The 12,297-nt window shown below is 64.8% G+C and carries 19 protein-coding genes; all 19 read left to right on the top strand.

Going from position 1 to position 12,297, the window contains the following annotated elements:
* Window positions 1-2: 2 nt before the first annotated feature.
* The 19 genes from MAE01_RS02505 (at window position 3) to rplN (ending at window position 12,295) form a co-directional block, all read left to right on the top strand.
* Window positions 3-497: a DUF6121 family protein gene (locus tag MAE01_RS02505; protein WP_147037980.1), complete on the top strand. Its 495-nt coding sequence runs from the start codon at window positions 3-5 to the stop codon at window positions 495-497.
* A gap of 55 nt (window positions 498-552) precedes the next feature.
* On the top strand, window positions 553-1,200 hold the full coding sequence (locus tag MAE01_RS02500) for a spermidine/putrescine ABC transporter substrate-binding protein (protein ID WP_147037979.1): 648 nt from the start codon (window positions 553-555) through the stop codon (window positions 1,198-1,200).
* 216 nt (window positions 1,201-1,416) lie between these two features.
* Window positions 1,417-1,785 carry a 30S ribosomal protein S12 gene (gene rpsL / locus MAE01_RS02495; protein ID WP_017201609.1) on the top strand — a complete coding sequence of 123 codons (369 nt, stop codon included), beginning with the start codon at window positions 1,417-1,419 and terminating at the stop codon, window positions 1,783-1,785.
* Window positions 1,786-1,790: 5 nt separating this feature from the next.
* Window positions 1,791-2,261 carry a 30S ribosomal protein S7 gene (rpsG, locus tag MAE01_RS02490; protein WP_017201608.1) on the top strand — a complete coding sequence of 157 codons (471 nt, stop codon included), beginning with the start codon at window positions 1,791-1,793 and terminating at the stop codon, window positions 2,259-2,261.
* Window positions 2,262-2,346: 85 nt separating this feature from the next.
* Window positions 2,347-4,461, top strand: a complete 2,115-nt coding sequence (fusA, locus tag MAE01_RS02485) for an elongation factor G (protein ID WP_147037978.1) — start codon at window positions 2,347-2,349, stop codon at window positions 4,459-4,461.
* Between the two features lie 193 nt (window positions 4,462-4,654).
* Window positions 4,655-5,845 carry an elongation factor Tu gene (gene tuf / locus MAE01_RS02480; RefSeq protein ID WP_144792569.1) on the top strand — a complete coding sequence of 397 codons (1,191 nt, stop codon included), beginning with the start codon at window positions 4,655-4,657 and terminating at the stop codon, window positions 5,843-5,845.
* 143 nt (window positions 5,846-5,988) lie between these two features.
* Window positions 5,989-6,201, top strand: a complete 213-nt coding sequence (locus tag MAE01_RS02475; protein WP_144792566.1) for a hypothetical protein — start codon at window positions 5,989-5,991, stop codon at window positions 6,199-6,201.
* Between the two features lie 352 nt (window positions 6,202-6,553).
* Window positions 6,554-6,862 carry a 30S ribosomal protein S10 gene (gene rpsJ / locus MAE01_RS02470; RefSeq protein WP_017201594.1) on the top strand — a complete coding sequence of 103 codons (309 nt, stop codon included), beginning with the start codon at window positions 6,554-6,556 and terminating at the stop codon, window positions 6,860-6,862.
* A gap of 10 nt (window positions 6,863-6,872) precedes the next feature.
* Window positions 6,873-7,532: a 50S ribosomal protein L3 gene (rplC, locus tag MAE01_RS02465; protein WP_147037977.1), complete on the top strand. Its 660-nt coding sequence runs from the start codon at window positions 6,873-6,875 to the stop codon at window positions 7,530-7,532.
* Window positions 7,533-7,535: 3 nt separating this feature from the next.
* Window positions 7,536-8,198 carry a 50S ribosomal protein L4 gene (rplD, locus tag MAE01_RS02460; RefSeq protein WP_147037976.1) on the top strand — a complete coding sequence of 221 codons (663 nt, stop codon included), beginning with the start codon at window positions 7,536-7,538 and terminating at the stop codon, window positions 8,196-8,198.
* Window positions 8,195-8,518 (top strand): 50S ribosomal protein L23, encoded by a 324-nt coding sequence (gene rplW / locus MAE01_RS02455; RefSeq protein ID WP_147037975.1) that lies wholly within the window; start codon window positions 8,195-8,197, stop codon window positions 8,516-8,518. The genes rplD and rplW overlap by 4 nt, the downstream gene beginning before the upstream one ends.
* A 21-nt stretch (window positions 8,519-8,539) precedes the next feature.
* Window positions 8,540-9,379 (top strand): 50S ribosomal protein L2, encoded by an 840-nt coding sequence (gene rplB, locus MAE01_RS02450; protein WP_147037974.1) that lies wholly within the window; start codon window positions 8,540-8,542, stop codon window positions 9,377-9,379.
* Window positions 9,380-9,391: 12 nt separating this feature from the next.
* The gene (gene rpsS, locus MAE01_RS02445) at window positions 9,392-9,673 is read left to right on the top strand and encodes a 30S ribosomal protein S19 (protein WP_120229702.1); all 282 of its coding nucleotides are present in this window, start codon (window positions 9,392-9,394) and stop codon (window positions 9,671-9,673) included.
* Window positions 9,674-9,698: 25 nt separating this feature from the next.
* Window positions 9,699-10,097 (top strand): 50S ribosomal protein L22, encoded by a 399-nt coding sequence (gene rplV, locus MAE01_RS02440; protein WP_147037973.1) that lies wholly within the window; start codon window positions 9,699-9,701, stop codon window positions 10,095-10,097.
* Window positions 10,097-10,855: a 30S ribosomal protein S3 gene (gene rpsC / locus MAE01_RS02435; protein ID WP_147037972.1), complete on the top strand. Its 759-nt coding sequence runs from the start codon at window positions 10,097-10,099 to the stop codon at window positions 10,853-10,855. Before rplV ends, rpsC begins: the two co-directional genes overlap by 1 nt.
* Window positions 10,855-11,274 (top strand): 50S ribosomal protein L16, encoded by a 420-nt coding sequence (gene rplP / locus MAE01_RS02430; RefSeq protein ID WP_144792547.1) that lies wholly within the window; start codon window positions 10,855-10,857, stop codon window positions 11,272-11,274. The genes rpsC and rplP overlap by 1 nt, the downstream gene beginning before the upstream one ends.
* Window positions 11,274-11,591: a 50S ribosomal protein L29 gene (gene rpmC, locus MAE01_RS16130; RefSeq protein WP_147037971.1), complete on the top strand. Its 318-nt coding sequence runs from the start codon at window positions 11,274-11,276 to the stop codon at window positions 11,589-11,591. Before rplP ends, rpmC begins: the two co-directional genes overlap by 1 nt.
* Window positions 11,591-11,899, top strand: coding sequence for a 30S ribosomal protein S17 (gene rpsQ, locus MAE01_RS02420; protein WP_036324786.1), 309 nt, complete (start codon window positions 11,591-11,593; stop codon window positions 11,897-11,899). The genes rpmC and rpsQ overlap by 1 nt, the downstream gene beginning before the upstream one ends.
* A gap of 27 nt (window positions 11,900-11,926) precedes the next feature.
* Complete coding sequence (gene rplN / locus MAE01_RS02415) at window positions 11,927-12,295, top strand: 50S ribosomal protein L14 (protein ID WP_147037970.1); 369 nt, start codon at window positions 11,927-11,929, stop codon at window positions 12,293-12,295.
* The last annotated feature ends 2 nt before the right edge of the window (window positions 12,296-12,297 follow it).

Here is a 12,297-nt window from a genome sequence, read left to right as displayed (position 1 = left end):
ACATGTCATCGCCAGACCCCCGCAGCCCTGCGCCCGCGGGGGTCTCGGCCGTTCTGGCGACGGTCATGACGACCATCGGGTTCTTCGCACTGGCCGTGTTCGGGCTCGGGGCGCTGAGCGTGACCACCGACACCGACATCATCTCGGTGCCCGGCCTCGGCCAGGCTCCCGGCATCGTCGGCATGATCATCGCACTCGCCGCGTATGCCGGCATCCTGTGGCTGGCGGTGCGCATCGCGCACCCGCGATTCCGCTCAGTCTGGGTGATCTCGATCGCCACCGCGCTCGCGCACCTGCTCGGCGTCGGCGTGACAGCGCTGGTCGAGACAGGCGAATTCGTCACGGCGCTGGCGGCCATGGGCGACCTCATCACCGGGGGAGCGAGCGTCGTGGTGCTCGCCGCCGCAGCCGTCGCGGGGTGGGCGGGCGTCGCGTTGCGGCGCACCCGCGCGAGCCGGCCGCGCTGGCCGTGGGAGCGCGACGAACCCGACGTCTGACGATGCGGATGCCGGAAATCTCCTGTGTCCGCGCGGATGACCGTACTCTTTAGGTGTGGAGCGGTCGCTAGAGACGCAGGTCGACCAGGCTGTCGAAGCCTGGTTGCGCTGGGTGCCGCGCTGGGAGCCCGCCACGCACCGCGGACGCGTCGCTCCCTGCCGTCGCTGCCTCGGCTCGCCAATCCTCTCCGCCGTCGGCATCGGGTCCAACGTTCCGCACGGCGTGCAGCACGGGCTCTCGACCCGTATCAAGACGGTCGTCGACCATGCCGTCGCCGAGTACACCGCACGAAACCTGCCGATGCTCCAGGCGGAGCTCGACCAGCAGGCAGCCCGCAACCGTGCCCGCAGCTACCGGCCGTCCGAAGACCTCGCTCCGGAGTACGAGGGCATGCCGCTGGACCCCGATCCGGTGCCCGGGGCACCGTTCCTGTTCACGATCGCCGGGCTCGCGGACGACGCAACCGGCGAACTGCCTCCGCTGCCGCCACTGTCCGACGAGGCGAAGACGGCTCTGCGCCAGGAGGTCGCGCTCGCCGACGAATACGCCAACATGGTCGGTCGCGAGATCTGCGGGATGCTGCTTCGGCACCGACTCGCGGTGCAGGCCGCGATCTCGCAGTACGTCGAGCCGCAGATCGAGGCGATGCTCGAAGAACTCACTCAAGCGCTGGACTCACCGTTCGACCCGGAGGCGCCGTAGCACGGCATCCACGGTCATTTGACCGCTTGCGTTACGCGGCATTACACTTGATCAGGTGTGTGCACGTCTCGGCGTGCCTGCACACGGGCTCCGGTCCATACCGGTCAGCCCCCACGGCATACCCATCACACCAAAAGCCCGCCTGATCAGGCGTGCCGGTGGGTCATGATGTGAAACCCATCACGCTGTCACCGTGCAGCATTATGAGGAGAGAACGTGCCAACCATTCAGCAGTTGGTTCGCAAGGGTCGCTCGCCCAAGGTCACCAAGACCAAGGCGCCCGCCCTGAAGTCGAACCCCCAGCAGGCCGGGGTCTGCACCCGCGTCTACACCACCACGCCGAAGAAGCCGAACTCGGCGATGCGCAAGGTCGCTCGTGTGAAGCTCCGCAACGGCACCGAGGTCACCGCCTACATCCCCGGCGAGGGCCACAACCTGCAGGAGCACTCGCTGGTGCTCGTGCGCGGTGGTCGTGTGAAGGACCTCCCCGGTGTGCGTTACAAGATCGTCCGCGGCGCCCTGGACACCCAGGCAGTCAAGAACCGTAAGCAGGCTCGTTCCCGCTACGGCGCGAAGAAGGGTTGAGTTAGATGCCTCGTAAGGGTCCCGCCCCCAAGCGCCCCGTCGTCAACGACCCCGTATACGGCGCGCCGATCGTCACCTCGCTGGTGAACAAGATCCTCGTCGACGGCAAGAAGTCGCTGGCCGAGTCGATCGTCTACGGCGCCCTCCGCGGCGTCGAGGCGAAGAACGGCCAGGATGCCGTCGCCACCCTCAAGAAGGCGCTCGACAACGTGCGCCCCACCCTTGAGGTCCGCAGCCGCCGCGTCGGTGGCTCGACCTACCAGGTGCCGGTCGAGGTCAAGCCTCACCGCGCCAACACGCTCGCCCTGCGCTGGCTCGTCAGCTACGCCAAGGGTCGTCGTGAGAAGACCATGACCGAGCGCCTCCAGAACGAGATCCTGGATGCCTCGAACGGCCTGGGCGCTGCAGTCAAGCGTCGTGAGGACACTCACAAGATGGCCGAGTCGAACCGCGCGTTCGCACACTACCGCTGGTAAACAGCCTCGCCCGCCCCGGCGTCGCGCCGGGGCGGGCACCCCACTCTCTTCGCAGTCTCACTGCTAGACAGAAAAGGACACTCCTGTGGCACAAGACGTGCTCACCGACCTGAGCAAGGTCCGCAACATCGGCATCATGGCGCACATCGATGCCGGCAAGACCACCACCACCGAGCGCATCCTGTTCTACACGGGCGTGAACCACAAGCTGGGTGAGACGCACGATGGCGCCTCGACCACCGACTGGATGGAGCAGGAGAAGGAGCGCGGCATCACGATCACGTCTGCCGCCGTGACCTGCTTCTGGAACAACAACCAGATCAACATCATCGACACCCCCGGTCACGTGGACTTCACGGTCGAGGTGGAGCGCTCGCTCCGCGTCCTCGACGGTGCTGTCGCCGTCTTCGACGGCAAGGAGGGCGTCGAGCCCCAGTCCGAGACCGTGTGGCGTCAGGCTGACAAGTACGGCGTTCCGCGCATTTGCTTCGTCAACAAGATGGACAAGCTCGGTGCGGACTTCTACTTCACCGTCGACACGATCATCAACCGCCTCGGAGCCAAGCCGCTCGTGCTGCAGCTCCCGATCGGTGCCGAGAACGACTTCGTCGGCGTCGTCGACCTCATCGAGATGCGCGCGCTGGTGTGGCCCGGTGACTCCAAGGGTGACGTGACGATGGGCGCCTCCTACGAGGTGCAGGAGATCCCCGCCGACCTCAAGGACAAGGCCGAGCAGTACCGCCAGCAGCTGCTGGAGACCGTCGCCGAGACCGACGACGCGCTGCTCGAGAAGTTCTTCGGCGGCGAAGAGCTCACGATCGCCGAGATCAAGGGCGCCATCCGCAAGATGGTCGTCGCGAACGAGATCTACCCGGTCCTCTGCGGCTCCGCGTTCAAGAACCGCGGCGTTCAGCCGATGCTGGATGCAGTCGTCGACTACCTCCCCAACCCCCTCGACGTCGGTGCCATCGAGGCGCACGACCCGAAGGACGAGGAGAAGGTCATCGAGCGTCGTCCCGACGCCAACGACCCGTTCTCGGCTCTCGCGTTCAAGGTCGCCGTGCACCCGTTCTTCGGTCGTCTGACCTACGTTCGCGTGTACTCGGGCCACCTCGACTCGGGCTCTGCCGTGGTCAACTCGACCAAGGGCAAGAAGGAGCGCATCGGAAAGATCTTCCAGATGCACGCCAACAAGGAGAACCCGGTCGACTCGCTCACCGCGGGCAACATCTACGCCGTCATCGGACTGAAGGACACCACCACCGGTGACACCCTCGCCGACCCGGCCGCCCCGGTCGTCCTCGAGTCGATGACGTTCCCGGAGCCGGTGATCGAGGTCGCCATCGAGCCGAAGACCAAGGCCGACCAGGAGAAGCTGGGTCTCGCGATCCAGAAGCTCGCTGAGGAGGACCCGACCTTCCGCACGGAGCTCAACCCCGAGACCGGTCAGACGACCATCAAGGGCATGGGCGAGCTGCACCTCGACATCCTCGTCGACCGCATGAAGCGCGAATTCCGCGTCGAGGCGAACGTCGGAAAGCCCCAGGTGGCCTACCGCGAGACGATCAAGAAGGCCGTCGAGAAGCACGACTACACCCACAAGAAGCAGACCGGTGGTTCTGGACAGTTCGCGAAGATCCAGTTCAACATCGAGCCGCTCGAGGTCACGGCCGACAAGACGTACGAATTCGTCAACTCGGTCACCGGTGGTCGTATCCCGCGTGAGTACATCGGCTCCATCGATGCTGGTTTCCAGGATGCGATGAACGTCGGCGTGCTCGCCGGCTACCCGATGGTGGGCGTCAAGGCGACCATCGTCGACGGTGCCGCGCACGACGTCGACTCCTCGGAGATGGCGTTCAAGATCGCAGGATCCATGGGCTTCAAGGAGGCCGCGCGCCGCGCGAACCCCGTGCTGCTCGAGCCGCTGATGGCTGTCGAGGTACGTACGCCCGAGGAGTACATGGGCGACGTCATCGGCGACCTGAACTCGCGTCGTGGACAGATCCAGTCGATGGAGGATGCCACCGGCATCAAGATCGTCCGGGCATCGGTTCCGCTGTCCGAGATGTTCGGCTACATCGGCGACCTGCGCTCGAAGACCTCTGGTCGCGCGGTGTACTCGATGGAGTTCGACTCGTACTCCGAGGTCCCCAAGGCCGTCGCAGACGAGATCATCCAGAAGACCAAGGGCGAGTAAGCCCTGAGCCCGGCCGGATGCCCCGCTCCCTGAGCCTGCTGAGCTTGTCGAAGCACGAAGGGCAGGGGCGTCCGGTCGGACAACACACAACTTCACAAAGCACTCTCTACTAAACTGAGAATCAAACCCCGTAGCGAACCGGTCACAATCCAGTGCCCGGCAATCTCTACACGAACGTCCTGAGGAGGACCCAGTGGCCAAGGCCAAGTTCGAGCGGACCAAGCCGCACGTCAACATCGGAACCATCGGTCACGTTGACCACGGCAAGACGACGCTGTCCGCAGCCATCTCCAAGGTGCTCGCTGACAAGTACCCGTCTGACACCAACGTGCAGCGCGACTTCGCGACCATCGACTCCGCTCCTGAAGAGCGTCAGCGTGGTATCACGATCAACATCTCGCACATCGAGTACGAGACCCCCAAGCGCCACTACGCGCACGTTGACGCCCCGGGTCACGCTGACTACGTCAAGAACATGATCACCGGTGCTGCTCAGATGGACGGCGCCATCCTCGTGGTCGCCGCCACCGACGGCCCGATGGCTCAGACCCGTGAGCACGTTCTGCTCGCCAAGCAGGTCGGCGTTCCGTACCTGCTCGTCGCGCTGAACAAGTCCGACATGGTCGACGACGAGGAGATCCTGGAGCTCGTCGAGCTCGAGGTCCGCGAGCTGCTCGCAGGCCAGGGCTTCGACGAGGACGCTCCTGTCGTCAAGGTCTCGGCGCTGAAGGCGCTCGAGGGCGAAGAGAAGTGGGTCGACGCGATCCTCGAGCTCATGCAGGCTGTCGACGACAGCGTTCCGGACCCGGAGCGTGACCGCGACAAGCCGTTCCTCATGCCGATCGAGGACGTCTTCACGATCACCGGTCGTGGAACGGTCGTCACCGGCCGCGCCGAGCGTGGCACCCTCGCCATCAACTCCGAGGTCGAGATCGTCGGCATCCGCCCGACGCAGAAGACCACGGTCACCGGTATCGAGATGTTCCACAAGCAGCTCGACGAGGCATGGGCCGGCGAGAACTGTGGTCTGCTGCTTCGCGGTCTCAAGCGTGAGGACGTCGAGCGCGGCCAGGTCGTCGTGAAGCCGGGTTCGGTTACCCCGCACACGAACTTCGAGGGCACCGCGTACATCCTGTCCAAGGACGAGGGTGGCCGTCACAACCCGTTCTACACGAACTACCGCCCGCAGTTCTACTTCCGCACCACCGACGTCACCGGCGTCATCTCGCTGCCCGAGGGCACCGAGATGGTCATGCCCGGCGACACCACCGACATGTCGGTCGAGCTGATCCAGCCGATCGCCATGGAGGAGGGCCTCGGCTTCGCCATCCGTGAGGGTGGACGCACCGTCGGCGCCGGTACGGTCACGAAGATCGTCAAGTAAGTTCTCTTACTCCTCAGCGGGGTCGGGCCTTCGGGCCCGGCCCCGCTGTCGTATGCCCCGGCCTCTTCCATGGCGCGGCATCCGCATGCACAATGAGAGGGCCGCGGGGAGTCCCGCCGGCATCGGCCTTCGAAGGGATTCTCATGGGTGTCGACGACGTGGTGAACAAGGGCAAGGACCTGTACGAGCAGAACAAGGACAAGATCGCCGAGGCAGTCAAGAGCGAGCAGGCCGAGGACATCAGCGACAAGGTCCTCGACGGTGTCGCGGACTTCGCGAAGAAGATCGCACCAGGAGCCTCCGAGAAGATCGATCAGATCCGCGACGAGGCCGACAAATCGATCGGAAACGAGTAGTCGTTTCGGCACTCAGGCGGCGCATCTCGGGATGCGCCGCCTTCGCTGTGTTCGCGCGGGATCGCGGCGCGACACGCCCGGGTTTGCGTAAGTGAAATCCGGCATGGCAGAATAGACAGGTTCCACATTCCGGCGGTGCGCTGAGCGTCCACCGGATCACTACCAGGGCAGTGCATAGACGGTGCGACAAGCACAGTGATCTAGGCCGCGGGTAGCAGAACAAGCCCCGACAGTTCGCATCGACGTTTCGTCGTGCGCGGCGGGCTGATAGAAGAACAGTGGCGCAATGCGTCCAATGCCTCGGAGCCGCCGGCTTCGAATGGTAAGACGCTTTATAGAGAGTGAGCAGACAATGGCGGGACAGAAGATCCGCATTCGCCTGAAGTCGTATGACCACGAGGTCATCGACACGTCGGCGCGCAAGATCGTCGACACCGTGACCCGTGCGGGCGCGACTGTCGTCGGCCCCGTGCCGCTTCCGACCGAGAAGAACGTCGTGTGCGTCATCCGGTCGCCCCACAAGTACAAGGACAGCCGCGAGCACTTCGAGATGCGCACCCACAAGCGTCTGATCGACATCGTCGACCCGACGCCCAAGGCCGTCGACTCGCTGATGCGTCTCGACCTCCCGGCTGACGTCAACATCGAGATCAAGCTGTAAGGGGTCTCTCATGGTTGACATCAACGCAAAGATTTCCAAGGGAATGCTGGGCACCAAGCTCGGCATGACCCAGGTGTGGAACGCGGACGGCAAGCTCGTCCCCGTCACCGTCATCGAGCTGGCACCCAACGTGGTCACTCAGGTCCGCACGCCCGAGAAGGACGGCTACAACGCCGTTCAGATCGCGGCCGGCCAGATCGACCCCCGCAAGGTGAACAAGCCCCTCACCGCCCACTTCGAGGCAGCCGGCGTCACGCCGCGCCGTCACGTCACCGAGATCCGCACCGCGGATGCTGCTGACTACTCACTCGGTCAGGAGCTCACGGTGGACGGCCTCTTCGAGGCGGGCCAGCTAGTCGACGTCGTCGGCACCAGCAAGGGCAAGGGCACCGCGGGTGTCATGAAGCGCCACAACTTCAAGGGCGTCTCGGCATCGCACGGTGCACACCGCAACCACCGCAAGCCCGGCTCGATCGGCGCATCGTCGACCCCGAGCCGCGTCTTCAAGGGCATGCGCATGGCCGGCCGTATGGGTGGCGAGCGCGTGACCGTCCTCAACCTGACGGTGCACGGCATCGACGCCGAGAAGGGTCTGCTGCTCGTCAAGGGCGCCGTCCCCGGTGCTCGTGGCCGCGTCGTCTACGTCCGCAACGCAGTGAAGGGGGCCTAGTCCATGGCTGACTCGACTCTCGCGCTCGACGTCCTCAAGGCCGACGGCAAGAAGGCAGGCTCCATCGAGCTGCCCGCCGCGCTCTTCGACGTCAAGACGAACATTCCGCTCATCCACCAGGTCGTCGTCGCGCAGCTCGCGGCGGCACGCCAGGGCACGCACTCGACCAAGCGTCGTGGCGAGGTCTCCGGTGCCGGCCGCAAGCCCTTCAAGCAGAAGGGCACGGGTAACGCCCGTCAGGGCTCGATCCGCGCGCCGCACATGACCGGCGGTGGCATCGTCCACGGCCCGAAGCCGCGCGACTACTCGCAGCGCACCCCCAAGAAGATGATCGCCGCCGCCCTGCTGGGTGCGCTGAGCGACCGCTTCCGCGGTGACCGCCTGCACGCCATCGAGTCCTTCGGGATCGACGGAGCGCCCTCGACGAAGGCTGCCGCGAAGTTCCTCGCGACCGTCGCCACGTCGAAGAACGTTCTGGTCGTGACCGAGCGCAACGACGAGCTGACCACCAAGAGCATTCGGAACCTTTCGAACCTCCACGTGATCAGCTTCGACCAGCTCAACGCCTACGACGTGCTCGTCTCTGACGACATCGTCTTCACCAAGGCCGCTCTCGAGGGCTTCATCGCCTCCAAGACCGGTGCAACCGAGGAGGTCTCGGCATGACCGAGCAGAACGGCGCCCTCCACACGGCGTTGAACAAGGACCCCCGCGACATCATTCTGAAGCCGGTCGTCTCTGAGAAGAGCTACTCGCTGATCGACGAAGGCAAGTACACCTTCCTCGTCGACCCGCGCGCTTCGAAGACCGAGATCAAGCTCGCCATCGAGAAGATCTTCGATGTCAAGGTCGCGTCGGTCAACACGATCAACCGCGTCGGCAAGGCCCGTCGCACCCGCTTCGGCACTGGCAAGCGCAAGGACACCAAGCGCGCCATCGTGTCTCTGAAGTCGGGCACCATCGACATCTTCACGGCAATCGGCTGACCCGGGGGATAAAGGACAATCATGGCTATTCGCAAGTACAAGCCCACGACCCCGGGTCGCCGTGGCTCGTCGGTGGCTGACTTCGCCGAGATCACTCGATCGACGCCGGAGAAGTCGCTGCTGCGCCCGCTCTCGAAGACCGGTGGTCGCAACAACCAGGGCCGCATCACGACCCGTCACATCGGTGGTGGCCACAAGCGCCAGTACCGCGTCATCGACTTCCGTCGCAATGACAAGGACGGCGTCAACGCCAAGGTCGCTCACATCGAGTACGACCCCAACCGCACCGCACGCATCGCGCTGCTGCACTACTTCGACGGCGAGAAGCGTTACATCCTCGCGCCGAACAAGCTGAAGCAGGGCGACGTCGTCGAGAACGGCGCATCGGCTGACATCAAGCCCGGCAACAACCTGCCGCTGAAGAACATCCCGACCGGTACGGTGATCCACGCGATCGAGCTCCGTCCCGGTGGTGGTGCCAAGCTGGCTCGCTCCGCCGGAGCATCCGTCCGCCTCGTCGCCAAGGACGGTCCCTACGCGCAGCTTCGCCTGCCGTCGGGTGAGATCCGCAACGTCGACGCACGCTGCCGCGCCACGATCGGCGAGGTCGGCAACGCCGAGCAGTCGAACATCAACTGGGGCAAGGCCGGCCGTAACCGCTGGAAGGGCATCCGCCCGACCGTCCGCGGTGTCGCCATGAACCCGGTTGACCACCCGCACGGTGGTGGTGAGGGCAAGACGTCCGGTGGTCGTCACCCCGTCACCCCCTGGGGCCAGGCTGAGGGTCGTACCCGTCACGCCAACAAGGAAAGCGACAAGTACATCGTGCGCCGTCGCACCGCCGGCAAGAAGCGCAAGTAGGAGTAGAAGAAGATGCCACGGAGTCTCAAGAAGGGCCCCTTCGTCGACGAGCACCTGCTTCGCAAGGTCGTCGTGCAGAACGAAGCCGGTACCAAGAACGTCATCAAGACCTGGTCACGTCGGTCCATGATCATCCCGGCCATGCTGGGTCACACGATCGCGGTCCACGACGGTCGCAAACACATCCCTGTGTTTGTCACCGAGACCATGGTCGGCCACAAGCTGGGCGAGTTCGCGCCCACCCGCACCTTCCGCGGCCACGAGAAGGACGACAAGAAGGGCCGTCGCCGCTGACGCGGGGACGATAGAGGAGAGAGAAATGGTGGAGTCCATCGCACGCGTGCGACACATCCGCGTGACCCCTCAGAAGGCTCGTCGTGTCGTCGCGCTCATCAAGGGCAAGCAGGCCCAGGAAGCTCTGGCGATCCTCAAGTTCGCCCCGCAGAGCGCCAGTGAGCCGATCTACAAGCTTGTCGCGTCGGCCATGGCCAACGCGCAGGTGAAGGCGGATCGTGACGGCGAGTACCTCGACGAGCAGGACCTGTACGTGGCGAACGCCTACGTAGACGAGGGCACGACGCTCAAGCGTTTCCGCCCCCGTGCTCAGGGTCGCGCTTTCCAGATCAAGAAGCGCACGAGCCACATCACGGTCGTGCTCTCGACGCCGGAGGTCGCTGCTGCGGCCGAGGGCGACAGCAAGAAGAAGGCGAGCAAGTAATGGGCCAGAAAGTAAACCCGTACGGCTTCCGCCTCGGAATCACCACGGACCACGTGTCCCGTTGGTTCTCGGACTCGACGAAGCCGGGCCAGCGTTACGCCGACTACGTGGCCGAGGACGTCAAGATCCGCAACCTGCTGAAGAAGCAGCTCGACCGCGCCGGTGTCTCGAACATCGAGATCGAGCGCACCCGTGACCGCGTCCGCGTCGACATCCACACCGCCCGTCCGGGCATCGTGATCGGTCGTCGTGGCGCCGAGGCCGAGCGCATCCGCGGCGACCTCGAGAAGCTCACCGGCAAGCAGATCCAGCTGAACATCCTCGAGGTCAAGAACCCCGAGGCCGACGCTCAGCTCGTCGCGCAGGGCATCGCCGAGCAGCTCTCTGCTCGTGTGGCGTTCCGCCGCGCGATGCGCAAGGGTCTGCAGGGCGCTCAGCGCGCCGGCGCCAAGGGCATCCGCATCCAGGTCTCCGGCCGCCTCGGCGGCGCGGAGATGAGCCGTTCGGAGTTCTACCGCGAGGGTCGTGTGCCGCTGCACACGCTGCGCGCGAACATCGACTACGGCTTCTACGAGGCGCGGACCACCTTCGGCCGCATCGGCGTGAAGGTCTGGATCTACAAGGGCGATCTCACCGCCAAGGAACTCGCTCGTGAGCAGGCCAACGCGCCGAAGTCCCGTGGTCGCGATGACCGCGGTGGCGACCGTCGTCGTGGCCCGCGCAACGAGGCACCTGTTGCAGAAGGAGCGTCGGCATAATGCTCATCCCCCGTAAGGTCAAGTTCCGCAAGCAGCACCACCCGGGTCGCTCGGGTCAGGCTACCGGCGGCACGAAGGTCTCCTTCGGCGAGTACGGCATCCAGGCCCTCACCCCCGCTTACGTGACCAACCGTCAGATCGAGGCAGCTCGTATCGCGATGACGCGTCACATCAAGCGCGGTGGAAAGGTGTGGATCAACATCTACCCCGACCGTCCGCTCACGAAGAAGCCTGCTGAGACCCGCATGGGTTCCGGTAAGGGTTCGCCCGAGTGGTGGGTCGCAAACGTCAAGCCGGGTCGCGTCCTCTTCGAGGTCGCCGGTGTGAGCGAGGAACTCGCTCGCGAAGCACTGACCCGAGCCATTCACAAGCTGCCTCTCAAGGCACGCATCATCAAGCGCGAGGAGGGCGACGCGTAATGGCGATCGGCACCAAGGAGCTCGCCCCGGCAGAGCTCGACACGTTCGAAGACCAGCGCCTCGTTGAGGAGCTGCGCAAGGCCAAGGAGGAGCTGTTCAACCTCCGCTTCCAGTCGGCCACCGGCCAGCTGGAGAGCCACGGCCGCATCCGCGCCGTCAAGCGCGACATCGCGCGCCTCTACACGGTGATCCGCGAGCGCGAGCTGGGCATCCGTGCCACGCCCGCTCCGGTCGAAGCACCGGCCAAGAAGGCGTCCAAGTCGAAGGCGAAGAAGACCGAGGATGCCTCGGCTGACGCCGAAGGGAAGGCTGAGTAATGGCCACCAAGAAGGAAGCGGAAGCTCCCGTCTCGCACGATGTGCGTGACGAGAACGCTCGCGGTTACCGCAAGACGCAGCGTGGATACGTCGTCAGCGACAAGATGGACAAGACCATCGTCGTCGAGGTCGAGGACCGCGTGAAGCACCCCCTGTACGGCAAGGTCATCCGCCGCACGGAGAAGCGCAAGGTGCACGACGAGACCAACTCGGCCGGCATCGGCGACCTCGTCGTCATCAGTGAGACTCGCCCGCTCAGCGCCACCAAGCGCTGGCGTCTGGTCGAGATCGTCGAGAAGGCCAAGTAAGCCTTCGGCTTACTTCAAGGAGTAATAGTGATTCAGCAGGAATCCCGCCTCAAGGTCGCCGACAACACCGGCGCGAAGGAGCTGCTCACGATCCGCGTTCTCGGTGGTTCCCGCCGTCGTTACGCAGGTCTGGGTGACACCATCGTCGCCACCGTCAAGGACGCGATCCCGGGCGGCAACGTCAAGAAGGGCGACGTCGTCAAGGCGGTCATCGTCCGCACGAAGAAGTCCGTCCGTCGTCCGGACGGCTCGTACATCAAGTTCGACGAGAACGCCGCCGTCATCCTGAAGAACGACGGGGAGCCCCGCGGCACCCGTATCTTCGGACCGGTCGGTCGTGAGCTTCGTGACAAGAAGTTCATGAAGATCGTCTCGCTCGCCCCGGAGGTTATCTGATC

The organism is Microbacterium aerolatum (assembly GCF_007988825.1).
Lineage (GTDB): Bacteria > Actinomycetota > Actinomycetes > Actinomycetales > Microbacteriaceae > Microbacterium > Microbacterium aerolatum.
The sequence above is the reverse complement of the archived record's forward strand: the minus strand, read 5'-3'. Positions and strand labels throughout refer to the sequence as shown.

Coding starts and splice junctions, on each gene's coding strand:
- MAE01_RS02505 (WP_147037980.1), top strand. CDS start 3: ATGTCATCGCCAGACCCCCGCAGCCCTGCGCCCGCGGGGGTCTCGGCC.
- rpsG (WP_017201608.1), top strand. CDS start 1,791: ATGCCTCGTAAGGGTCCCGCCCCCAAGCGCCCCGTCGTCAACGACCCC.
- MAE01_RS02475 (WP_144792566.1), top strand. CDS start 5,989: ATGGGTGTCGACGACGTGGTGAACAAGGGCAAGGACCTGTACGAGCAG.
- rpsJ (WP_017201594.1), top strand. CDS start 6,554: ATGGCGGGACAGAAGATCCGCATTCGCCTGAAGTCGTATGACCACGAG.
- rplC (WP_147037977.1), top strand. CDS start 6,873: ATGGTTGACATCAACGCAAAGATTTCCAAGGGAATGCTGGGCACCAAG.
- rplD (WP_147037976.1), top strand. CDS start 7,536: ATGGCTGACTCGACTCTCGCGCTCGACGTCCTCAAGGCCGACGGCAAG.
- rplW (WP_147037975.1), top strand. CDS start 8,195: ATGACCGAGCAGAACGGCGCCCTCCACACGGCGTTGAACAAGGACCCC.
- rplB (WP_147037974.1), top strand. CDS start 8,540: ATGGCTATTCGCAAGTACAAGCCCACGACCCCGGGTCGCCGTGGCTCG.
- rpsS (WP_120229702.1), top strand. CDS start 9,392: ATGCCACGGAGTCTCAAGAAGGGCCCCTTCGTCGACGAGCACCTGCTT.
- rplV (WP_147037973.1), top strand. CDS start 9,699: ATGGTGGAGTCCATCGCACGCGTGCGACACATCCGCGTGACCCCTCAG.
- rpsC (WP_147037972.1), top strand. CDS start 10,097: ATGGGCCAGAAAGTAAACCCGTACGGCTTCCGCCTCGGAATCACCACG.
- rplP (WP_144792547.1), top strand. CDS start 10,855: ATGCTCATCCCCCGTAAGGTCAAGTTCCGCAAGCAGCACCACCCGGGT.
- rpmC (WP_147037971.1), top strand. CDS start 11,274: ATGGCGATCGGCACCAAGGAGCTCGCCCCGGCAGAGCTCGACACGTTC.
- rpsQ (WP_036324786.1), top strand. CDS start 11,591: ATGGCCACCAAGAAGGAAGCGGAAGCTCCCGTCTCGCACGATGTGCGT.